The organism is Rossellomorea sp. NPDC077527, from assembly GCF_044542955.1.
In the GTDB taxonomy this organism is placed as follows: Bacteria; Bacillota; Bacilli; order Bacillales; family Bacillaceae_B; genus Rossellomorea; species Rossellomorea aquimaris_E.
On sequence record NZ_JBITVL010000004.1, the window covers coordinates 335,958 to 359,466 of the forward strand.

22 protein-coding genes are annotated in these 23,509 nt (G+C 40.3%); 9 read left to right on the forward strand and 13 right to left on the reverse strand.

Translation table 11 applies throughout. From position 1 onward, the window contains the following. Positions 1–30: 30 nt before the first annotated feature. Positions 31–546: a YhcN/YlaJ family sporulation lipoprotein gene (locus tag ACIGG7_RS16130; protein WP_224940618.1), complete on the reverse strand. Its 516-nt coding sequence runs from the start codon at positions 544–546 to the stop codon at positions 31–33. A gap of 136 nt (positions 547–682) precedes the next feature. Between ACIGG7_RS16130 and ACIGG7_RS16135 the strand changes: the two genes are divergently transcribed. Next, the gene (locus ACIGG7_RS16135) at positions 683–1,411 is read left to right on the forward strand and encodes a ZIP family metal transporter (protein WP_397550266.1); all 729 of its coding nucleotides are present in this window, start codon (positions 683–685) and stop codon (positions 1,409–1,411) included. Between the two features lie 60 nt (positions 1,412–1,471). Here ACIGG7_RS16135 and ACIGG7_RS16140 read toward each other — a convergent pair whose 3' ends face one another. The 3 genes from ACIGG7_RS16140 to ACIGG7_RS16150 form a co-directional block, all read right to left on the reverse strand. Then, positions 1,472–3,403, reverse strand: coding sequence for an endonuclease MutS2 (locus ACIGG7_RS16140; RefSeq protein ID WP_224940616.1), 1,932 nt, complete (start codon positions 3,401–3,403; stop codon positions 1,472–1,474). 422 nt (positions 3,404–3,825) lie between these two features. Next, positions 3,826–4,254 (reverse strand): DUF4395 domain-containing protein, encoded by a 429-nt coding sequence (locus ACIGG7_RS16145; RefSeq protein WP_397550267.1) that lies wholly within the window; start codon positions 4,252–4,254, stop codon positions 3,826–3,828. A gap of 141 nt (positions 4,255–4,395) precedes the next feature. Further along, positions 4,396–4,674, reverse strand: coding sequence for a YkvA family protein (locus ACIGG7_RS16150; RefSeq protein WP_397550268.1), 279 nt, complete (start codon positions 4,672–4,674; stop codon positions 4,396–4,398). Positions 4,675–5,091: 417 nt separating this feature from the next. On the opposite strand from ACIGG7_RS16150, the gene abc-f reads away from it, so the two are divergent. Beyond that, the gene (abc-f, locus tag ACIGG7_RS16155; RefSeq protein ID WP_224940613.1) at positions 5,092–6,693 is read left to right on the forward strand and encodes a ribosomal protection-like ABC-F family protein; all 1,602 of its coding nucleotides are present in this window, start codon (positions 5,092–5,094) and stop codon (positions 6,691–6,693) included. Between the two features lie 56 nt (positions 6,694–6,749). Here abc-f and recQ read toward each other — a convergent pair whose 3' ends face one another. The 4 genes from recQ to ACIGG7_RS16175 all read right to left on the reverse strand — a co-directional run bounded on the left by recQ (position 6,750) and on the right by ACIGG7_RS16175 (position 9,887). After that, a complete protein-coding gene (recQ, locus tag ACIGG7_RS16160) occupies positions 6,750–8,876 on the reverse strand; it encodes a DNA helicase RecQ (protein WP_397550269.1) in 2,127 nt (708 codons plus the stop codon). 165 nt (positions 8,877–9,041) lie between these two features. Continuing rightward, positions 9,042–9,176 (reverse strand): hypothetical protein, encoded by a 135-nt coding sequence (locus ACIGG7_RS16165; RefSeq protein WP_263628067.1) that lies wholly within the window; start codon positions 9,174–9,176, stop codon positions 9,042–9,044. 142 nt (positions 9,177–9,318) lie between these two features. After that, the gene (locus tag ACIGG7_RS16170; protein WP_034758928.1) at positions 9,319–9,534 is read right to left on the reverse strand and encodes a cold-inducible protein YdjO-related protein; all 216 of its coding nucleotides are present in this window, start codon (positions 9,532–9,534) and stop codon (positions 9,319–9,321) included. A gap of 221 nt (positions 9,535–9,755) precedes the next feature. Further along, positions 9,756–9,887, reverse strand: a complete 132-nt coding sequence (locus ACIGG7_RS16175; protein ID WP_224940611.1) for a YuzL family protein — start codon at positions 9,885–9,887, stop codon at positions 9,756–9,758. A 134-nt stretch (positions 9,888–10,021) separates the two neighbouring features. Between ACIGG7_RS16175 and ACIGG7_RS16180 the strand changes: the two genes are divergently transcribed. Genes ACIGG7_RS16180 through ACIGG7_RS16190 form a run of 3 tightly spaced genes read left to right on the forward strand, consistent with a single transcriptional unit; the run spans position 10,022 to position 13,797 of the window. Beyond that, a complete protein-coding gene (locus tag ACIGG7_RS16180) occupies positions 10,022–11,536 on the forward strand; it encodes a spore germination protein (RefSeq protein WP_224940610.1) in 1,515 nt (504 codons plus the stop codon). Between the two features lie 12 nt (positions 11,537–11,548). Further along, a complete protein-coding gene (locus ACIGG7_RS16185; RefSeq protein WP_224940609.1) occupies positions 11,549–12,661 on the forward strand; it encodes a GerAB/ArcD/ProY family transporter in 1,113 nt (370 codons plus the stop codon). After that, positions 12,658–13,797: a Ger(x)C family spore germination protein gene (locus ACIGG7_RS16190; RefSeq protein ID WP_224940608.1), complete on the forward strand. Its 1,140-nt coding sequence runs from the start codon at positions 12,658–12,660 to the stop codon at positions 13,795–13,797. Before ACIGG7_RS16185 ends, ACIGG7_RS16190 begins: the two co-directional genes overlap by 4 nt. Before the next feature lie 45 nt (positions 13,798–13,842). On the opposite strand, the gene ACIGG7_RS16195 is transcribed toward ACIGG7_RS16190, so the two are convergent. Next, positions 13,843–14,187 (reverse strand): DUF1033 family protein, encoded by a 345-nt coding sequence (locus ACIGG7_RS16195; protein ID WP_397550270.1) that lies wholly within the window; start codon positions 14,185–14,187, stop codon positions 13,843–13,845. A gap of 165 nt (positions 14,188–14,352) precedes the next feature. Between ACIGG7_RS16195 and ACIGG7_RS16200 the strand changes: the two genes are divergently transcribed. Both ACIGG7_RS16200 and yidC read left to right on the forward strand, forming a co-directional pair. Then, positions 14,353–14,808: a cupredoxin domain-containing protein gene (locus ACIGG7_RS16200; RefSeq protein WP_397550271.1), complete on the forward strand. Its 456-nt coding sequence runs from the start codon at positions 14,353–14,355 to the stop codon at positions 14,806–14,808. Between the two features lie 552 nt (positions 14,809–15,360). Further along, a complete protein-coding gene (gene yidC / locus ACIGG7_RS16205; RefSeq protein WP_224941316.1) occupies positions 15,361–16,113 on the forward strand; it encodes a membrane protein insertase YidC in 753 nt (250 codons plus the stop codon). Between the two features lie 27 nt (positions 16,114–16,140). On the opposite strand, the gene ACIGG7_RS16210 is transcribed toward yidC, so the two are convergent. Continuing rightward, positions 16,141–17,319 carry a D-alanyl-D-alanine carboxypeptidase family protein gene (locus tag ACIGG7_RS16210; protein WP_397550272.1) on the reverse strand — a complete coding sequence of 393 codons (1,179 nt, stop codon included), beginning with the start codon at positions 17,317–17,319 and terminating at the stop codon, positions 16,141–16,143. Between the two features lie 262 nt (positions 17,320–17,581). Here ACIGG7_RS16210 and ACIGG7_RS16215 point away from each other — a divergent pair, with 262 nt between their 5' ends. Beyond that, positions 17,582–18,211 (forward strand): 5-bromo-4-chloroindolyl phosphate hydrolysis family protein, encoded by a 630-nt coding sequence (locus ACIGG7_RS16215; protein WP_397550273.1) that lies wholly within the window; start codon positions 17,582–17,584, stop codon positions 18,209–18,211. Positions 18,212–18,228: 17 nt separating this feature from the next. Continuing rightward, positions 18,229–19,368 carry a toxic anion resistance protein gene (locus tag ACIGG7_RS16220; RefSeq protein WP_397550274.1) on the forward strand — a complete coding sequence of 380 codons (1,140 nt, stop codon included), beginning with the start codon at positions 18,229–18,231 and terminating at the stop codon, positions 19,366–19,368. A gap of 109 nt (positions 19,369–19,477) precedes the next feature. On the opposite strand, the gene ACIGG7_RS16225 is transcribed toward ACIGG7_RS16220, so the two are convergent. The 3 genes from ACIGG7_RS16225 to ACIGG7_RS16235 form a co-directional block, all read right to left on the reverse strand. Next, positions 19,478–21,052: a cation:proton antiporter gene (locus ACIGG7_RS16225; protein WP_224940602.1), complete on the reverse strand. Its 1,575-nt coding sequence runs from the start codon at positions 21,050–21,052 to the stop codon at positions 19,478–19,480. Between the two features lie 191 nt (positions 21,053–21,243). After that, positions 21,244–21,378, reverse strand: a complete 135-nt coding sequence (locus tag ACIGG7_RS16230; protein WP_263628066.1) for a hypothetical protein — start codon at positions 21,376–21,378, stop codon at positions 21,244–21,246. 198 nt (positions 21,379–21,576) lie between these two features. After that, positions 21,577–23,496, reverse strand: coding sequence for a vWA domain-containing protein (locus ACIGG7_RS16235; RefSeq protein ID WP_397550275.1), 1,920 nt, complete (start codon positions 23,494–23,496; stop codon positions 21,577–21,579). Positions 23,497–23,509: the final 13 nt, after the last annotated feature.

Here is a 23,509-nt window from a genome sequence, read left to right on the forward strand (position 1 = left end):
AGCCGAACTAAGTTCGACTTTGGTTGTTGATTATCCTCTATTTGGAAATACTCTCTTCACCATATCTGCTATTTCCTCACCGAATCCTTTAATCGGTTCTCCATTTCTAGCTTTATCTGCATAGCCTCTCATACGATCAATGAAATCAGGATTAGTGGATACGTACACATTGTCAATACTTCCATTTGCCTTTTTCACTTGATCTGAGATTTTCTTTTCCAATTCCTTCGATACGTTTCCATTCATATTATCTTCAAGCACGGCTGCAACATATGCATTTTGATCGGTTGTCAGGACGTAAGCACTTTTCACTTCTTTAAGGTCCGCCACTTTATCGGCTTCTTTCTCGGCAAGAGAATAATTCTCTCTCATAGTCCCGTCATTCACATAATCCCGATTTGCCTGATCATTTTTGTAGTTCACTCTTTCCAGATTACGGTTGTTCATTTGTTGTCCTTCTTCGTTCATGTTATTGCTCGTACCACAGCCTGAAGCCACAGTCATGAACATCAAACCCATAAGGGAAATCAATAGGTACTTTTTCATTGTCATGCCTCCTAAATTTTATTCACCCTTACTTTCCCCATACCTTTTTAAATCTATGCAAGGATTCATTACGTGTTTAATTCATTACATATTAAGGGAAAACTCAAAAGAAACGATACATTAGGTGGTGGAAAAAATGTTTCAGGCAGCTTTATGGGGAGGGGCAGCGAGTGTATCTTTATTAATCGGCGCTTTTATGGGGATTTACCTACATATTCCAAAGAGGATCGTTGCGTATATTATGGCGTTAGGAACGGGACTGATCATCGGGTCCGCTACCTTTGATTTATTAAGTGAGGCTGAAGGAAACGCAAATTTGATGTACCTCATTTCGATGTTTCTCGCAGGCGCACTTATCTTTACATTATTTGAACTATACATCTCTAAAAAAGGCGGTAGCGAGAGGAAGCGCTCAAGGCAAAATCCTCAAAATCATTCAGGTTTGGCCATCTATGTAGGTACGATAATGGATGCCATTCCTGAATCCATCATTATTGGAGTAAGTTTTATCGAAAGCCAATCCATGCAATGGGTTTTTATCCTTGCTATCTTTATCAGTAATTTACCTGAGTCTTTATCAAGTAGTATCGGTTTGAAGCTCGATCAGTACAGTACGAGGAAAATCCTTTCTCTTTGGGGTAGTGTCGTCATTCTTTCATCGCTCAGTTCTTTACTGGGATACGTATTTTTGCAGAATGCCCCTGAGAGCACCTCCTACTTGATCGGAGCTTTTGGTGCAGGGGGATTACTGGCCATGGTCTCCTCCACGATGATGCCTGAAGCATTTGAAGAAGGTGGACCCATCGTTGGTTTCCTTTCCTCCCTAGGCATCATACTTTCTTTTATCTTCACCCATTTGTCTTAGTTTCATTTTAAAAATATAATAAAAACGTACTTGGGTCTCTTCCCAAGTACGTTTTTCTAATTATTCTTCATGATTGATGGTCAAACCATCTACAAATCTTTTTCCCATGAGCTTATCTTTTTTTCGATTTTCTTTGCTCTCAAAGATGATATCGAAGTCATAGTCTTCCGGATACAATTCCTTTGCTGAAACATAAAGCTCTAGTCGTTTATGTTTCACGGTTTTTTTCATCCCTCTCACCTGAACCGTATAATTCCCTTTATCATCAGGACCATCGAATACGATACCAAACTCTCCATCAGGGGAGATTTTTACATTATCACCTTTAGAAAAGAGTGTGATTCCCTGGTTTTCTTTTACGGTCTTCCTGTACACCCTTTTACTGTGTTTATTTACAATGACCTGTTTCTCCATTTCCTTTTTCATGTGGAAGTCGATATTACCCAAACTGTATGTTTTACTCTCCTTATAAGTGATTTCGTGGGCTCTTTCAATGATTTCAGGGTGCATACCAAGCTTCAACGCAATGGAGAACGCTTGGCTTTCTCCCCCTTTTCCGACAATGAGCTTATACGTAGGCTGAAGGGTTTCGATATTAAACTCCATACTGCCATTCATAAAGCCTTCATGTCCTTCTGCAAAATGTTTGATTTCACTGTAATGAGTAGTGGCAAGGATTGTTGCCCCTTTATCAAATAATTGATTCAGAATCGCAGTAGCGAGTCCCATACCTTCCAAAGGATCAGTTCCGGAGCCGAGTTCATCCAATAGAACCAGTGAACGATCGTTTGTATACTTTAAGATATCGATTATATTTTTTATATGGGAACTGAATGTACTTAAGTTCTGCTGCAGACTCTGACCATCACCTATATCTAGAAGGATTTGATGATACAAGCTGATTTCACTTCCTTCCGCTGCTGGGATGTGAAGGCCGCATTGAGTCATTAGGGTGAGCAGGCCCACCGTTTTGATGGTCACGGTTTTCCCTCCAGTATTAGGACCGGTAATAACCAACGCATGAAATCCTTCTCCCATCTTGATGGATAGGGGGACTGCCTTTTTCCCTAACAGAGGATGTATTGCATTCTGTAAATGAATTCGGTGATCTTCATTTACGATTGCCTTTACACCATCATATGAACGGCTATATTTAGCTTTTGCAAACAACACATCGTAATGGACCATCGTTTCTATCGCAAGGGTAATTTGTGATTCGTATTCTTGAACAAGGCCCGTTAATGCCCATAGAATATTTTCGACTTCACGTTCCTCTTCAAGTTTATAAAGGAGTAGCTGATCCTGTTGTGTGCTCAGTTCCTCCGGTTCAATATATAGAGTCGAACCAGAGGCGGAAGTATCCAATACAGCACCTTTCATTTTTCCTCTGAATTCCTTTTTGATGGGCAGGACATATCTGCCGTTTCGCTCGCTTACAATTGATTCCTGTAGGAACGTTTTGTATTTCGAAGATTTTACGATCGATTGTATTTTATCCTTTAACCGATCTTCTTGGATTCCTACCTGCTTTCTTATCCTCAATAATTCTTTACTCGCATAATCATCCACTCTGCCATTCCGGATGCATCGGTTGATCTCCTCACCCAAATCCGGGATATCTTCAATAGAGTATACGTATGATGAAACTCGCGGTGCAAGCCACTGCTTATCCTCCATGTATTTTTTGAGTTTTTTACAAGCATCTAGAAAATAATATAATCCTGTTAGCTGATCTGGTCTGAGCGGGACTCCTTTATTCAGGTTCGCCATGATGTTTTCTACACCGTCTAGAGCATGGATCGGTATGCTGGCACTCTTCTTTAGGATGCGAACGGCTTCTGTCACCTCATCCAGTCGCATTTCGACCTGGCGGATATTCGTCGATGGCTGAAGGTTCCACAATTCTCTTTTTCCTTCTTCCGTAAGTGCAAACCCCATCAGTTCTTCTTTTACTGAATTGAATTCAAGTGTTTGAAACGTTTTTTCATTCATTCTTATCTCCTCCAGATAATAAAAATAGACCACAACGAACAATGTCCATTGTGGCCTTCCATCTTTCGTATACAACTCCATCATCTTACAAGCGTGCGCAGGCGCATTGGGATATTTTTCTTCGAAACTACCTTCGAAAAGATTCCCGATTGCGGATTCGTGCACAAAAAAGAGCTGTGCACAAAGACACAGCTCTCCTGATTAAGGAATAAGTATGCTATGACCATTGTTCTTAACTACACTTTGAAGGCATCACTAAATAAGCTTTATCAATAGCTTGTTGTAAAAGCCATTGCCTACAAAATGTCCGTATTCATTTCACGGTTAGTTAAGAACGACACCTAACATATAACATACTCCCTTTGTATACACTATTTAAATTCATGAACAGTTTACGATGTTTTCCATCTGTTGTCAATAGGCTACTGTAAAGACCGTTTGTATTGGAACCTTTTCCATTGAAATCTGATGAAGCATCCAATGCAGAAACCTGCAAGAGCAACAGATGCAGCCATGAAGACCATTCCTGAGAAGATATAGTATGCCGTGCTCCAGCCTGCAGCTGCACTTAAGATTGCCGCCCCCAGGCAACTTACCGCAATGATATTATTAAACTGCTGTTGATCGGCATCTTCCTGTTGATAAGCGGAAGGTTCTTTCTTTAAGAACAGCTTTCCAGTCTTGATGACGGGATTGTATTTAAATAGTAAAGCAGACATACCAACCAAAAGTGGCAGAATTATAAGGAGTTCTATTTGAAAAACCCATGAAAGGGCCACTATTGAAACGATGAACCATTGATTTAATTGAACTAAAGGTCTCGGTATAGAAACGGCTGTTGAGGTACGCATTTAATTCATACCTTTCTTATTGGAATTAGTGTAATTATAGTGTATGGGATTTAGCTAAAAAAATCAAAAGAAAAAACAGAAAACAGCTGCCCATTTTTTGGCTGTTTCCGGTCCTTCATGATCTTACATCCTCATTTGGAATCATTTTGTAATTTCATATCTCTTTTGTAACTCCTCTGGAGCCATTTTTACAATGAACTGAAGAATAAATGCAAACACCGCTACATCATCGACAATCCCCAACACAAAAAACACATCAGGAATCACATCCATTGGCAGCAGGAAATAAAAGATCATCAATCCCACCGATAATCCCTTCTTCACAAAAGAAACGTCCCTGGACCGGAAAAAATCAACCAAAAACGGAACCGATTTTCTCACATTAAACAGAAAGCTCACCCGTTTCCAAAACCTCATCATTGTTCATCACCTGTCCTGAGTTTTTATTTAGTATCATAGCACATAAAACATAAGGAGTATCCTCCTTCAATAGCGACTCCCCTTACTAAGCATCGATTTTTGGCTCATTCGAGGGAAACGAACGTTTCCCTCGCCTTTCAGCTCTAGCTGAAAGGTCCCGAAGATACCTAGAGACCCTGGCACAAATGTATTTGTGCCAGGGTCTCTAGGTATCTTCGGGAAATGAGTCAAAAATCACCCCCTACAAAACGTCACAACTCAATTGAACTAGTACCTCTCCTTATATACCTTCCCAAACTTCTTCTATAATAATGTAAACACCCGGTAAAATTATCAAGGTTCCACCAACCACTCTATCTTTTTGGCCTGCTTGCGTGTTATAATCTTTTAGATTGAGTATTAGGAGGTATATCATTTATGATTCAGGTTTCAGATGTAAGCTTGCGTTTTGGGGATAGAAAATTATTCGAAGACGTGAATATAAAGTTTAATCCAGGGAATTGCTACGGCCTTATCGGAGCAAACGGTGCTGGTAAATCTACATTTTTAAAGATTCTTTCAGGTGAAATCGAAGCTCAGACCGGACACGTATCTATGGGCTCTGGAGAGCGCCTTGCAGTCTTAAAGCAGGATCACTTCGAGTACGAAGAATACGAAGTGTTGAAAGTCGTCATCATGGGGCATACACGTTTATATGACGTCATGCAGGAGAAAGATGCCATCTATATGAAGGAAGATTTCTCTGATGAAGACGGGATGAGAGCGGCTGAATTAGAAGGTGAATTCGCTGAACTGAACGGGTGGGAAGCTGAATCAGAAGCTGCCATTCTACTAAAAGGCTTAGGAATCAATGAGGATCTCCACACTAAACAAATGTCCGAATTGACCGGTGGAGAAAAAGTGAAAGTATTATTAGCACAGGCACTATTCGGAAAACCCGATGTCCTGTTACTGGATGAGCCTACCAATCACTTGGACATCCAGGCGATTCAATGGCTGGAAGACTTCTTGATCAATTTCGAGAATACAGTCATCGTCGTATCCCATGACCGTCACTTCTTAAACAAAGTGTGTACACATATTGCTGACCTTGACTTTGGAAAAATCCAAGTCTATGTCGGGAACTACGATTTCTGGTACGAGTCCAGTCAATTAGCACTAAAGATGGCTCAGGATCAGAACAAGAAGAAAGAAGAGAAAATTAAAGAACTTCAGGCATTCGTTGCCAGATTCAGCGCCAATGCCTCTAAATCAAAGCAAGCCACTTCACGTAAGAAATCACTTGAAAAAATCACATTGGATGACATCAAACCGAGCTCCCGTCGTTATCCTTATGTACAATTCAAGCCAGAACGTGAAATCGGTAACGATGTTCTTCGAGTGGAAGGACTCACCAAAACGGTTGACGGTGTAAAAGTACTGAACAACGTTTCCTTTATTATGAATAAAGAAGACAAAATTGCCCTGGTCGGAACGAATGAAATTGCTAAAACAACTTTATTCAAGATACTTGCCGGCGAGATGGAACCGGACAGCGGCACGTTTAAATGGGGCGTGACCACATCCCAGGCGTACTTCCCTAATGACAACTCCAAGTATTTTGAAGGAAGTGAACCATCCCTTGTAGAGTGGTTACGTCAATATTCACCTGAAGATGAAAGTGAAACATTCCTTCGCGGTTTCTTAGGCCGTATGCTCTTCTCAGGGGAAGAAGTATTGAAGAAGCCTGGCGTCCTTTCCGGGGGAGAAAAAGTCCGCTGCATGTTATCGAAAATGATGCTGAGCGGGTCAAATGTTCTCCTATTGGATGAACCTACGAACCACTTGGACCTGGAATCCATTACGGCATTGAATAACGGCTTGATTAACTTTAAAGGTGCCATGATTTTCGCATCACATGACCACCAGTTCATTCAAACGATCGCCAATCGTATAATTGAGATCACTGAAGATGGAGTCATTGATAAAGAAACCACCTACGATGAATTCCTGGAAATGAAAGCTGCAATGAAAGCTTAATGGAATATAAAAAAGAGGATGCCCGGACTGGCATCCTCTTTTTTGATCTTCAATTCTTACTTCTGTCCTGCTTTGACTAAATAGCCTTTAATTTGAAAATAGCTGATTTCTTTTGGAAGTTCTTCTTTAATGGGCTTTAATAATCCTGTACCCACCTTAGATACGGCTTTTTCAATTAAGATTTCTTCTTCTTCTGTAAAGAGAATACTCCAATCATCCATCATGCCCTCCTGATAGGTTCTGATGATATGATTTTCAATCGTAGCCGTGCTCATGCCCCTCTCTTTCGCAATGTCCTTGATCTTTTTATGCTCCTTGAATAAAGTAAAACTGATCAGGTACGAAGCCGTGTCCGACTTGTTTGACTTGTGGGTTGTTTCAGGCTTTTGGATCTCCACTTGATGCTGTGGATTTTCTTCCAAAAAAGCTGAAATCTCATTAATGAAAAGTTCTCCGTATCGTTCCAGTTTGCTTTCCCCTACTCCGCTGACATGAAGAAATTCTTCTGATGTTTTTGGTTTTTTCATACACATATCCTGTAAGGACTTGTCTGAAAAAATCACGAATGGAGGAACCCCTTCTGAATCTGCGATGGACTTTCTCAGGTTTCGAAGAGCATGGAACAAGCCATCTTCCTTAGGGACGATAGCAGAAACCGTCGGCAGTATCTTCCTGGTTACCTTCCGCTCTCCCATTAGTACCTCTTTCCCTTTTGTCGAGACCTTAAGTACCGGAAAACTCCCCCCTTCAACGCCAATGATCCCTTCAGAAATCAAATAGTCGATGAACAGCCCCACTTCTTTCTGTGACTGATCTTTCATTAACCCATATGTGGTCAGACGATCAAACCCCCAATCAAGAATCTTCTTATTCTTTGATCCAGTGAGTACCCCGCTGATAAGAGACGTTCCGAATCTCTCATTCATTCGCATCATACAGGATAAGACCATTTGTGCTTCTTTCGTTACATCCTCTGATTCACGGTCATCGAGGCAATTACTGCAATGTCCACACTCTTGGTCAACATGTTCTCCAAAATAATTCAATATATAGTTTTGTAAGCAGGCCTCCGTATGAACGAAGTCAATCATGTCACGAAGCTTCTGCATCTCATTTTTATGAAGTTCTGGATTTACGATGTTTTGATCAATGATGTACCTCTGTGTCTGAATATCTTGGGGGGAAAATAACAAAACACACTCGCTGTCCACCCCGTCACGTCCTGCCCTGCCTGCTTCCTGGTAATAACCTTCCATATTCTTGGGGATTTGATAGTGAACCACGTAGCGTACATTTGATTTGTTTATTCCCATTCCAAATGCATTTGTCGCAATCATAATGGTAATGGAATCATTCAGGAATGCTTCTTGTTGTTCCTGCCGTAATGTGTCTGACAGTCCTCCATGATACTTCCCGGCTGCATATCCCTTTTTCTCCAGGTGCAGATAGAGATTTTCCACTTCCTTACGAGTAGCGCAATAGATGATACCTGAATGCTGTTTATTCTTTGATACATACTTTTCCACCCAGCGCTTTCGATCCTCCCCCTTTACCACTTGGAAAAATAGATTCGTTCGTTGAAATCCGGTTAATACTTTATTTTGATCCGGGATCTGTAGATGGTGAAGGATATCCTCTTGAACTTGAGGAGTAGCGGTTGCTGTCAGAGCAAGGATCACCGGGTTGGAACTCAGCTGATTCACAGCTTTGTAGATTCCTAAATAACTCGGTCTGAAATCGTGACCCCATTGGGATAAACAATGGGCTTCATCAACAGCTACAAGGGGAATGGGAAGTGTATGGAGGAAATGCAGAAATCCTGAAGATTCCAACCTCTCGGGAGCAATATACACAAGCTTGTACTCACCTAAGGATATCTCTTCCATCCTGCTTTCCACTTCATTATTTGATAGAGTACTATTAATATAGGTAGCAGGGATCCCTTGATGTATCAGCGAATCCACTTGATCTTTCATCAGGGAGATGAGCGGGGAGATGACAAGTGTCACACCATCCTGCATCAGGGCTGGAATTTGATAACAAAGCGACTTCCCTCCGCCAGTCGGCATGATGCCCACTGTGTTTTTCCCTTCTAATATATTTCCAATAATTCTCGCTTGTCCGTCCCTGAACTCATCATATCCAAAGTATTGCTTTAATACCTGCTTTGCTTCTGCAATCACACTCTTCCCTCCAAATTAACTTTCTTATCCCTCTATTGTATTAGAGATAACAGGACGTGCCAATAGGAAGGATATAAATCTTCCTAAATAAGCCTTACTTCAAATTTGAATATAAAAAATAGCTGTACATGAGTATTAATACACATGTACAGCCTCTTCATTAGATTAGAACCATTTAATCGTTTTTTCTTCTTTATTTACGTCAACAGGTTTGGATAGCTTCCAAAAGCCGTCCCACACAGTTTCTTTTCGGTCATTTTCTATCGAAGTACTTTTCACTTCTTTCTCTTTTTTGGACATGATGCTCCCTCCTTTGATACATAAATACATTACATACTATTCAAATGTAAAAAAAGAGTTTAATAATTTTTCGCATTTATCTATAGGAATTACACCAGCAATGAAAAAAGAACCAATCGGATGATTGGTTCTTTACGATCCATCAGGATGATTTCATTGTAGGATGGGGATTATCCACCACTTGTAACACTTTAGTGGAAGTCACCATATCTTCTTTACAAAGCGGACACTTGGGTGTATCTTCACTTTTAAAATTATCTCTCATCCAGCCCTTACAATCTTCAGCGGAACAAGCCCAAATCTTTGTTTCCTCTGTTTTAATTTCTTCCTCAACTTGATTTCTACGACCAAAAGCCATTGAACGTCCTCCTTTAAGGTAAGTAGGATTTCCTTGCTATGCTTTCTAACAGGAAAATATGATGTGGTAATTTATGCTGCAGATAGTATGTGGTCAATGATAGTTCATTCACTAATCAGATTAAATACATTGATTATTTCCATTATACCATACTTGACATCATTTTAATATATCAACGCTAAAGTATAGGCAATATGTAGGTGTTGAGACAAAAAAACCACTTATTTTTTCTTTCTATTCCTTGATGAAGGCGACTTCACTCCACCTGACATTTCCTGACTGGTCGTGCCTTGTCCTTCCACTTGTGAAGAGCCCAGTGCTGCTTTTGACGGATCTTTTTTCCTATTGCTCATCTGATTCACCTCCTTCCCTACCTTTCCCCACCTAGATCCCTTTTATGTACATCCGTTAATGAATGAATCAATGAGTAAGAATTCGTTACATGGGAATTCTAATCTTTAAATTAAGGTTTAGGGTGTTGAATTTCGTGTTTAAACGAAGAAAAATTCAGAAAGACATAAAGAAACAATCCCCCCATAGCTTTGAAGTAGAGACCTTTCATAAGGAAGTGCTCTCTTTGGTAAGCAATAGCGAAGATTTAGTCTTTAGGACGATTACATCGGATAATCAAACGATCGCTGTGGTTTACTTTGAAGACCTAATCAATGCCACTTCCATGCAGGATAGCATTATAAGGCCACTTGAGGAGACAGACGGGGAGATATATTACCAACAGATCAAAGACACAATCAATATTGCAAAGCTGACAGTAACCAATTCCATCACTGATGTGGTTGATAATCTTGTCAATGGGACCGCTTATATCTTTAAAGAAGGAGATACACACGGGATATTGGCAGATGTAGCGGATAAGGGCACCCGCGCCCTGGAAAAAGCCGAGACAGAATCACTTGTGTTCGGTCCTAAGATCTCATTCACAGAGTCGATTACGAAAAACCTGAATCTGATCCGATCGAACATCAATGACCCAAAGCTATGTGTAGAAACATTTACAATCGGTTCAAGAACGAAAAAAAAGGTTCAGATGGTGTACATAAAGGACATTGCAGAAGAAGAAAACGTCAATACGTTCAGACAGCGCATCACAGACATTGAAGTTGACAGCATTGTTGATTCAACTGTACTTGCCCAAATGATTGAAGATAATTCCTATACCTTCTTTCCACAGTTCATTACAACAGAGCTCCCAGATCGCTGCACCATATCCCTCCTTCACGGGAAGATCGCTCTATTGGTGGACAGAAGCCCAACAGCGATTATCGGGCCTTCAACATTTATGAATTTCTTTGAATCAACCGAAGATATTTATATGAGATGGAATATGGGGACCTTTCTAAGAATGATTCGCTTTGTGGCCATCTTTTTTTCAATCCTTCTCACCCCTGCTTATGTGGCCGTTTTGACGTACCATTATGAGGTGATCCCATCTGCACTATTGGTGTCCCTAGGTCAGTCTCGCTCGAACGTTCCCTTTCCGCCTGTGTTCGAGGCATTGTTACTTGAATTCATCATAGAACTGCTAAGAGAGGCAGGAGCCAGACTGCCAACCAAGGTCGGTCAAACAATGGGGATTGTAGGGGGTATCGTCATTGGTCAAGCTTCCGTCCAAGCCGGGTTTACCAGTAATATCCTGATCATCATCATTGCGATTTCAGCACTGGGTTCCTTCACTGCACCCAGCTATGCAATCGGTACTGCAGTTAGAATCATACGCTTTCCCATCATTGTCATGGCAGGATTATATGGCGGCGTCGGCATCATGTTCTGCTTTTGCTTTCTACTGATCCATTTGCTGAAGATCACAACTTTGGGGAGACCATATTTATCCCCCATCTACCCATTTCGATTTCCCGACTTGAAGTACAGCCTGTTTCGCCTGCCTTACCAGTTTCTAGTCAACCGTCCCGTGTCCAATCATCCCATGGATCAAATGCGTATTCCTTTGAAAAAGGCAAAACAGAAAAAAGACGTAGACGAATAAAGGGTGTTAGGTATGGAAATTAATGTGAATCCTAAAGAACGGCTCATGTTTAACGCATTTTTGATGATGTTTGTTTTGCATACTGCCCAGACGGGTGTTGGAATTGCAGGTTTACCAAGAGTCATCTTTATGGAAGCCAAAAGTGATGCATGGATTTCGGTGATTCTATCCGGAATCCTTGTTTCCATTGTGTTATTCCTGATGATTAAAATGCTTGAAACCTACGAAAGCGCCGACTTGTATGGAATTCACATGGACCTATATGGAAAATGGTTCAGTAAGTTATTTAATATTCTCTATATCAGTTTTTATCTGAGCGTCACCTATGTGATCCTGATGAATTACATTGAGATGGTCCAAGCCTGGATTTTCCCGAAGATGCCGACGTGGCTTTTGATGGGTCTGCTGATATTTTTACTTGTATATGGAGTTCTTGGGGGAATCAGAGTGGTTGTCGGGGTTGCATTTTTGGGACTGATCCTGGCTTTCTGGCTATTGTTCATGATCTATACACCGATTAAATTCATGGATTTCAATCATCTTCAGCCTGTCTTGACCGCTTCCCCCAAAGAGATTCTCATGGGTGTATATAAGTCGAGCTTCACGATTATCGGCTTTGACCTGGTACTGTTTTTCTATCCTTACGTTAAAGAAAAAAAGAAAGTGTTGAAATACGCCCTCATTGGTACCGGATATTCTACATTTCTTTTTACCATCGTGACTGTTGTCTGCATTGGATTCTTCTCTGAAGATGCCCTATTAAAGACGATCTGGCCGGTTCTCTCCATGTTCAAGATTTTGAGGATCCCTAACCTGGAGCGCTTCGAATTTATAGCTGTCTCGTTTTGGATGATGGTCATCCTGCCAAACATTTGCCTATACTTTTGGGTAGCTTCGAGAGGCATGAAGAGGGTGTTTCATTTTTCTCAAAAAAAAGCCATATATCTATTTGCCATGCTCCTCTGGGTTTTATCCTTCTTTATCAAGGACCGAATGACCATGAATACCATTACAGATAAAGTTGGTTCTATCAGTTTCATTCTCACTTTTGTGTATCCCAGTTTTTTATTTATTCTAGTCAAATTAAAATACTTAGGAAAAAAGAAAAAGGATGTGAGTATATGACCAGGATGATTATGCTTCTGGTGGTATGTATCGCTAGTTTTTTCTTAAGCGGCTGTGTGGAAACGAAATACTTAGAAAAGCTTGGATTGATTACAGCAGTGGGATATGACCAAGATGAAGATGAGAAAATTACTGGAACCTTAGTTCTCTACCAATTCAATCCTGCCATGGAGGATGTTGAAAAAGTACTGACAAGCACCGCGAAGACAAGTAAAGGGATCCGCTTGTCACAAAACCTTGAAACAGACCATAAGTTGGTCTCGGGACAGCTGCGAATTGCCATATATGGGCGTGATCTGGCAAGTAAAGGGATTGCTCACTTAGTGGATACACTCGAGAGAGACTCGTCCATTGGAAATATGGTATATTTAACGATCGCAGACACGACAGCTGAAGAAATCCTAACCTATCAAATGGAAGAAACCCCTTCGAATAGAGGGACCTATTTATACAATTTAGTCCGGCAGAATGTTGAAGCAGAAATGCTTGTTTCCCCCACACTGCAAGAATTCATCACTGATTACGGCAGTGTTGGTAAAGATCCCATCCTTCCCTTATTAACTGCCAAAGATGGAAAAGTAGGTGTATCTGGGATGGCACTCTTTATAAGAGATAAATTTATAAAAGAAATAAAAAAGGATAAAATATTCTTTATTCGTTCTCTAATCGAGGATTACGATTTAGGCAGTGTCGAAGTAGAATTACCTATTGAACCATTCGATCCTTACTTATCAAGGCTTCATGAAGGGCAAGAAAACGATAAAGTATATATCATGATTGACAGTATTAAATCTTCTCACACCATTACAGCAAAAAAAAGCACTAAACCTTCCTTCAAGGTTCAATTGGACATCCAATCACGCTTGCTGGAAATGTCAGAAGAAATGAATTTGTCCGAGCCGAAAGCTTTGCGTTTACTTGAAAATGAAATTGGATCGTATATTGAAAAGAATATTAAAGACATGATCCTTATGCTTCAAGAAGAGGGAACGGACCCAATTGGATTCGGCATGGAATATAAGAGTATCCGCGGACACCAGAATGTCTCACGGAATGAGTGGGACAAATTATACAAGCAGGCAACATTTGATGTGGAAGTCCATAATAATATCATTCGAACCGGTGTCATCGATTAAAAACTGCAATAGGTCCATCCCTACTGGATGGACCTATTCTTATACCTATTGAGTGTAATTGTTGATTTCTGAAATGATCGATGCATCTTTTATTTCCATCGGCTGATTATCCTCGAAGATGATCAGTCCGTAAAACACCTGAAGATCATCATCACAGGCTTCGCAAAAATCCACCTCATCAGGATTCCAAAATGCTATGGAGTTAAATTTCTTAGTCCTTGACTTTGGAAAATTGTCACTGAGTCGTTTCATTTCCTTAAGAAATAAAGCAACCGCTTCTTGCCTGCTGTATAATGTCCAATCCTTTAAGATGTCCAATTCCCAGCCTTCAAAAAACCACCACGGCTCTGCATCACTTTTGGTTGTCATCACTCTCCACGTTTTGTCCAATGCTTCACCCTCCTTGCTTCCATCTTCAAATTGTACATAAAATGGAGTCGAAAGAAAAACAATTAAATTTCCCTCCTAATAACTTATTGACAAGTTCTCTGTGGTACAAGCATAGGTTTAATAGAAAAGGACCAATTTGAGCTGATCACAAGAGGGGGAAAATAAATGAATTTCATAGTATTAAAAAAAGGGTCCATTCTTGCCATTCTAGTGACTTTATTGATCATTACAGTCGGTACGATTTGGTCTTTATCCTCTAAAAACTCCTACCCAACGGTTTCTTTATCTGAGAAAACAGGTGAAAAACAAGTCATTCAGCTTGTAACGGGCGAGTTCAAGTCGCAAACAGCCGAAGGCAAAGAAATAGAAGCCTATCGTTGGGACCCTGGGACGATCGTGGTGGAAAAAGGAAGAGAGGTCGAACTCCGTATTTATGGAGTCAACGGCATGGAACATCCTTTTTACATTGAGGGAACAGATATTACAGGCACTGTTAGAAAAGGGAAAGAAACGGTCGTTAACGTCACCTTTCCAAAAGAAGGTAACTACAGACTTATTTGCGAAACGCATGAAACCATTCAAAATAATGGCCCTATGATCGCCTATATCGTGGTTGATTAGTTTATTCATCCCTTAGACGTGAGATCTCTAGATGGCATTCCGCCATCTAGAGATCTTTTGTTGTGACGTGAAATCACTGATCATTTTTTTATGAAACCTTTTGTTCACAAATTCGTATGAACAATTACCATGGATTCTATGCGAAAATAGCAGTATACTTTAAATGTGTTAAAATAATCATACACCTATTACTGATGCAACCAGAATAAGAAAAGGAGTCTTCTCCATTGACATTCATAATTGTACAAGACTTAATGGATTTTTACTTAAGTCCTTTGCATGTTAGTATCGTGTTTTTATTTATACTGGCTTTGATATGGGATCGTTGCCCTTCCCCATTCCATTTCTATACACACGATTATAATCAAAGGCTTGAAGGGAGCAGCCTGATAGTTAAGCACGTAGCTGAAAGTGAGATCATACCTGTGCGGATCTGGTTCGCAACGTGCATGAAATTTCAGTTCTACCATACTGATAATGATGAGGAATTCTCTTCTGTATATTGCTAAATGAGAAGTAAATATACTGAGGAGGAAAATAACATTGAAAAAAATGACAATTATTATCACTATGCTATTATTTACATTGACAGGATGCCAAAGTGCCACAACCGATGGAGCTTTCTTTCATGATTATCTCGTCAATCCATTCTCATTTCTCATTCATGAGATAGGGACTTTCCTAGGGGGGAACTTTGGAGTAGCCATTATCGTAATCACTCTTCTAATTCGCCTCGTTCTCCTGCCTTTTATGCTAAAAACGTATAAGAGTCAACAGGACATGAAAGGCAAAATGGCTTTGATTAAACCAGAAATGTCTGCAATCCAAAAAAAGATCAAAGAAACGAAAAACAAAGAAGAGCAAAAGAAGCTTCAGCAGGAATTGATGATGCTCTACCAGAAGAACGGCGTAAACCCTCTCAACATGGGATGTTTGCCGTTATTAATTCAAACGCCGATTTTGATTGGTTTGTATTATGCCATCCGTTCTTCTTCAGAAATAGCCAGCCACTCATTTCTATGGTTTAATTTAGGACAACCGGACCATATAATGGCTGTCATTGCCGGGGCTGTGTATTTAGCCCAATCACGTGTCACATTAATGAACATCCCTGCAGAGCAGCAGGCACAGATGAAGATAATGGGACTGCTTTCACCCGTTATGATTTTTATCTTTTCATTGAACGCGCCAGCTGCCCTCCCGCTATACTGGACTGTAGGAGGTGCATTCCTCATCCTGCAAACCCTGATGGGGAAAATGCTTTATCAACCTCAACATTCTTTAGAAAAACAGGAAAGTCAATAAAAGGGAGCCCTCGGGCTCCCTTTTTTGCTATTTATTGTAGGATTCCCTTCGGAATATTGCCAAGCCAGCAATGAAAAGCAGGGCCATGTAGATGATAAATGGATACAACAGTAGTTGTTGACTCAGTTCTTTACCAAAGAACATCCTTTTATGTTCACTTGAAGCGACAGCTTCAGAATGAATAATCGGAGTTTCTTTAACAGGAATCAAGTTTGTTGACAGCATTTTTTCATGGTCCTCATTGTAAAGGGTTAACACTCCATCTTGTTCCAGTTTCTGTGTCACCTTACTGCTGACAGGCTGGGTATATGGGATGTCCCTTTCCAAGTCGTAAGAAGTACCATCCAATTGAAAGATCGTTTCCTTTGGAATATAGTTCCTCTCAAATTGATTCAGCCCATAATCAAGCAGTTTCTTCGTGTCCGAGTATATGGCCCTTTTAGACTGAGCTTTCATGGTAACGACTACAATCGAAAGCTTTTCATTTTCTGCCGATGTCACCAGGGTGTGTCTTGATTCAGGAATATAACCATTTTTCCCTCCCGTCACCTCGGGATATGGAATTTCTCCTTTCACCATTTTATGATGGTTATAAAGTGTAGTATTCCACCCTTCCGCCTTCCAATCTAGTGACTTAATATCGAATAATGCTTGAAATTGCTTATTCTTTAAAGCGTAACTTGTGATCTTGGCCATATCATAGGCGGTAGTATAATGGTTCTTTCCATAAAGTCCATGTGGATTCTCAAAGTGGGTATCCTCCACCCCCACTTCCTCTTCAAGGAACACATTTAATTTATCGACAAACCGTTTCACTGAACCCTCTGTATGTTCAGCGATGGCAACGGCTGCATCATTCCCCGAATTCACCATCAGGCCATTAAGAAGCTGTTCTAACGACATTGATTCACCTGCAGTTAAATAAACGGTGGAACCTTCCGTTTTACTGGCTCTCTCACTGATTTTCACCTGTTCATCAAGTTCGGCATGCTCGATTGCGTAAATCGCAGTGGCAATTTTCGTGATGCTTGCAGGGTCCATCCTTTTATTACCATTCTTGGAATACAGGACACTGCCGTTTTGAGAATCGATTATAACAGCCGAATCGCTAAATATAGTTCTGGGTTTGTTCATATTATTTTGTTGAGCTGACACACTTGGAGTAATAATGCAAAGCATGATCAGCACAATCAACCCTTTTTTCATATATCCACACACCTGTCTTGTCATTGTACTCACTAATTCATTCTATCAAAAATAGATTTCGGATAATCATCCAATTCAAATATGTTAAGAAATTGAAAGAATGATGTCATTTTCATGCAAATATTCCCGATTTTTCTTTTAGCATCTCTTCATCATTTCCATTTTTCCCTCTTTTACAATAAAATGATAGTAGGTATATTATGAAACCTTTATTACTTTCAATCGTATGTATGGTAAGCATCTTTATTAAGGGGTAGATGAAATGAACACATTTCTGCAATTTTTATTAAGGACGGTCATCTCTTTCAGTGTAGGCATCAGCAGTTTTATCGCTTACTTACTCCTAATGGACCTGGGATTACCTCTTACTTTCCTCTCAGGCATCGGTACGGGGGTATTGTTTTTCATCTTTGTAAAGGCACTCCAAAAAAAGTGGTGGCTGAACAAAAACGGCCTTTCCTCAAGGGAATTTCGATATATAAATAGAAACTTAAAAGAAGCGAAGGAAAAAGTAAAACGGCTTCAAAAACAGCAATTAAAGGTAAGGTCACTCGGTGCTTTCAAACAAATACTTGAAATTAACCGCTTAACGAGGAGAATATATCAGCTTGTTAAAAAAGAGCCAAAACGATTCTTTTCAGCAGAGTCATTCTTTTTCTATCATTTAGACTCTGTAGTGGAAATAACCGAGAAGTACACCTTCCTTGCATCTCAGCCTGGTAAAAATAACGAAACATTCCTTTCCCTTCAACAAACCCGTACAACACTTGATGACTTAACGGGGTCATTGGAAAATGATTTACAAAAAGTGTTGGCCGACGACATGGATCATTTACGATTTGAACTAAATTTCGCGAATCAACATTTATCTCATAAAAAAGATCTCAAATAACTTTCGGAGGTTTTATCATGGAGCAACGAAATGAACAATCAGAACTGGATTTATTGCTTTCAAACCCATTTGGAGATGAAATGCCTGTTGGCACTGAACAAACAAAGTCGCCATTGTTACTCGATCGTCTGCCGAAAGAACAGCAGGAGAAAGCGAAACAATTAGCCTCACAAATCGACTACAAAGATTATGAAGCCATTTTGAAATATGGAACAGCTGCTCAATCACAACTATCCAACTTCTCTCATTCAATGTTGGACCATGTCCAAAAACGCGATATTGGTCCGATTGGAGACGTATTAAGTGACTTGATGAAGAAGCTTGAGCAAATGAATCCGGATGAACTGAATACTAAACAAAAAGGAGTTTTCAAAAAGCTATTCCGTAAAGTGTCTTCATCACTTCAGGAGGTTCTGTCTAAATACCAGAAGATCGGTTCCCAAATTGATAGGATTTCAGTGAGACTCGAGCATTCAAAAAAGACACTGCTCGATGATAACCGATTATTGGAAACCTTATATGAAAAAAATAAAGATTACTTCCAAGCACTTAATATGTACATTGCTGCTGCGGAAATCAAACGAGAAGAAATTCAGAACAGCCTACTCCCTACTTTACGCAGAAAGGCTGAGGAAACGGATGATGAATTGATTTATCAGGAAGTTAATGACACGATGCAATTTCTCGACCGATTGGATAAACGCATTCATGATTTAAAGTTAAGCAGACAGATGACCATTCAGTCTGCCCCTCAAATCCGATTGATTCAAAATACAAATCAGGCACTGGCTGAAAAGATTCAAGCTTCCGTCCTGACAGCGATCCCTCTCTGGAAGAATCAAATTGCCATTGCCCTTACCCTACTGAACCAACAGAAGGCAGTAGCCGCTCAAAAGCAGGTTTCCCGTACGACCAATGAACTGCTACTGAAAAATTCCGAGATGCTCAAGACGAACAGCATCGAAACGGCGAAGGAAAATGAACGAGGAATCATCGACATCGATACTCTAAAGAAAACACAGGAAAATCTTATTTCCACAATCGAAGAAACACTGGCTATCCAGGCAGACGGCAGACAAAAGCGACAGCAGGCAGAACAGGAAATGGTCACTATGGAAAACGACCTGAAACAGAAGCTCATCGAAATGAGAAAATAATCAAGAAGGTTTGTACCATTTCACGCTAAGTAGTAAAGAACCCTTCAGCTCAATTACATTTGAGCTGAAGGGTTCTTTTTGAACTATAAAAAACAGAATAGTTATATCATTATTTCTCTTCATTATGAACAATGCTATCCGTGATGGCATCATATTCCTTCTCTGCTATCGAACTACTGATGATTTCTTCTTTTTCCAGCCTTGATATCGCATCATATTCAGCGTACAGTGCATGTTTTTTCAGAGTTGAAAGCTGGTCTGCTTTTAACACAGGATTACGCTCAAACAATTCATCTAATTGTGCACGAAGCATATCAATCCTCTTCTTATACGTATCAATGAGTTCATCTGAGACCGGGTCAGTGATATATAGTTTCTGTTTCACTCGATGAATCTCTGAAATTGCTGTTTCATACCGATGAAGCTGACTTAGTAATTTCTGAAATTCATCTTGACCTTCTTCTTTAGGCTTAATGCCCAATACGTTAATTAACGGCTTTATGGTAAGTCCCTGCACCACAAGACTGAATAATACCACACTAAAGCCCAGGATCAGCACATCTTCCCTTCCCGGGAAGTCACGGGGCAAACTAAGGACAAGTGCAATTGACAGTGACCCTTTTAATCCACCCCAATTCAGTATGTGTTTCCACATATGCGGAAAGTTCCCAATAAGAGATAAGCTTGTATATACTGCAATGCTTCTTGCAACTACTACCAAAAGAATCGCTGCGAATATGTATGGCCATTTATCAAGGAGATCGATCCTGGTTATCTCAAGGCCGACCATCAAAAAAACCAGTGAATTGGCAAGTAACGCTGCTACATCCCAAAAACTATTGATATTCAGCTTGGTAGTGGGACTCATTCCGATTTTCGCGCCGAAATTCCCAAAAATCAAGGCGGCAATGACCACGGCAATGACCCCTGATGCATGAACACTTTCCGCCAAAAGGAAAGAGCCGTAAAAAAGGATGACACTAAAAATGATTTCGAGAGGATAGTCATCATAATATTTCGTTAATATTGAAAAGGCATAGCCTAAGGAACCACCGATGATGACGCCTAATGACACCACCCTGATGAACTCCCATATACCACTCCCAAGTCCTGCCCAACCTGCATCAATATATGATACAAGATAAAAGGCGGAAATATTGAACAGTACAACGGCCAATCCGTCATTGAATAGACTTTCTCCTTCAATCACAACGGCCAATCTTTTCTTCACTCCGACGCTTTTGAAAATACTCAACACGCTGACAGGGTCTGTTGCACTCATGAGTGCCCCGAAAACGAATGCCGCCGGTATGGAAAAACCAAAGAAATAGTAAGCTGAAAAACCGATGATCAAGAATGAAATCAGCGTTCCTCCGAATGCGAGGGCGATGATCGGTTCTTTGTTTGCCTTAAGATGGGAATATGGCAGCTTTAGCGCGGCTTCTCCCAGGAGGGCTGGTAAAAACAGCGTAATAATGACAAAATTAAAGACTTCACCTTCTGTAATGAAATCTTTAAGCGGCTCCAATACAGGTATATTAAATAGTCCAATCAGGGCTCCGACGATAACGAGAGCAATCGGATAAGGCTGCTTGAATTTCTTCGCAATCGCTGTAATTCCGGCTGCTATCATCACTAACATAAGACCCAGTTCAAAAATATGGTGCATATTCAATTCATGCATACTCAGCGCTTCCTCCCTTGTACATTCCATTTCCCTAATGTTTCTATATACTAACTTTCCCTTCTATGTAGAAACGACTCACCAGCCTTCCTCCCATTTTCAACCAAAAAAAGAATGACCTTATGTTTACCATTAAGTCATTCTTCTTTAGTATACAGATTTTCCCTCTGAGAATAAAACCTTAATTTCTGTTAGTGGCCTTTCAGAATCCAAATATAATATCGTTTTTTATTCGTTGATTCCTCTTTCCATCCATCTTGATTCAGCTGTTGATTCATTCGATGATATTCTTGTATGTTTACATTCAATTCAGACAAATTGTTCAAGATCCCATCCCCTTTTCACTTGATACATTCAGTTTATTTGATTCGCTATATGAATGTATGAGATAGATGATTGATTTTCTTTCAGACTGAAGTCGGAATTGATTTCCCCCCTTGGGCCATCTAGACGTGGATCTCTTGCAATGTTTACAATAAAAAGACGACTACAAGTTTCAGAGTGTAGTCGTCTTTTTTGGTGTTTTAAATACTTTTGTACAATAGTTTTCTGAGTAAAGGGAACAATACTTCCGGGAGCTCCTCTACATCGGAAACAAGGATGCTGTAATTCCCATAAATATTTTGTATGGTTGCTCTTTGGGCGTCATCTATCTCTCCGTTGGCTAAGAAGACATTAATGACCTCGATTCCTTTTTTCCTTGCATCCAGTACGGCCTCGTGAGTATCGACAATCCCATTTTGTTCATATTCCATAGCCGCAGGCTCACCATCTGAGAAGACAAGAAGAAATTTCTGTTTTTCATTCCGCATCAAAATTCTTTCTGTCATTAACCGGATCGCAAATCCATCCCGATTATCCTCCTCCGGTTGAAGTTGCATGATTTCTGAACCACTTCCTGGTTTCAAAGAAGTATAGAAATTCAATACAGGATTCATATAATTGGGTTGACTGGTTTTGGTGGCACGATTGGTATCTTCCCAAAAGCCGACGACTTCATGTGGTACACGAACTGACTTTAATGATTCATGAAATAAGGTAATTCCAAGCTTCGTTTGATCCATTTTGTCATACATGGATCCTGAACAATCGACGAGTAGAGAGAACACAGCATCTATTTCCGAAGATGGATTCTGTTTTTTATAGAAAAGCCTTGGATTATCATCCGTGATAAATCTCAATAACTTTTTATTTAATCTTCCAAAATGCAGGTCTGTTCTAGGCTGTATCCGCTTGTGTTCCAATGTCTTCTCAATCATCTTTTGCAGTTTTTTTTGATAAGGGGCAATCAGCCCCTTGTTGTGATTATACGCATCCTTTTCTTCAGAAGTAGGGACAGCGGGGGTGATAAAGTGAGGCACGGCAAATCGATTATCCTTGCCATATTCACTTTCACCACCTCCAGACTCTTCCCTCTCCATCTCTTGCGCTTTCACATTGTGATACTGCTCTCGATCCGTGTCTTGGGCAGACCCCTGAACCATGGCCAGTGCCTGATCACCGTCATCGCCTTCACGGACCCCTTCCCCCATCAGATCGGATTGTGAGCCTTGATCTAAATCAAATTGCAGGAAGGATTCCCCTTTATCACTGGTTTCCCTATGCCAGGTACGGAATTCTTCATCCATTACTTCTTCTTCGCCTGTGCTTTCTTCCTCCAGAATATCCTGGTTCTGAAGGGGATCCTTTCTCTTTAAATCGTCAAATGTTTCATTGAACGGATCAACCGTCTCATAGACGTCTTCAGGCAAGTGGAAATACTCATTTAACATATCTTTACGAACGATTTCATCCACTACCTCTACGATTTCCAACGCGACCTTCACTACATCTCTTGTTGACCCGGTTTCAAAAAAGCGTGTGATTTGTCCGTGAATAAAGGGCATGGCCATGTCGATATCCTCATTAATACTCACCGGTTGTTCTAACGGTGACTGAGCATGTAGAAGAAGGAATATAGAATTGAAGAGTGCATCTGTAAACACACTTTTTGTCAAGTTGACTTTCAGTTGGGCATCAAAGTGTTGACGATACAATTTTCTTCTTGTTTCAAAGGGCTTTTTCGTACCTGGGCGTTTGGATTTACAAATTTCCTCCAGCCTTGTTTCTTCCCCGATGACAAACAATTGCTTGGCGAAACGGGGTACCGAAGTGGATTTCACTTTCTCGATGTACTTCCTTACCTCATCATTATCGGTTTCATAAAGATTACCGATTGTTCTCAAGTAGACATCACTTTTCAACCCATGTACTTCTTCTTCCCTTTTACGATGATCCCAGAAATGACTGACATAGACCGTTTCCTCTTTATGATCCAAATATGAGAATGGACCGTACTTTAAGTTCATATCCGCATTCCTTGAAAGTGTTTTCGTAAGGTCTGCCATTTCCATCACTAAAAAGGAATCAATGTTTTCATCATTAAATTGTATAAATCGATGCATTATAGATCCCTCA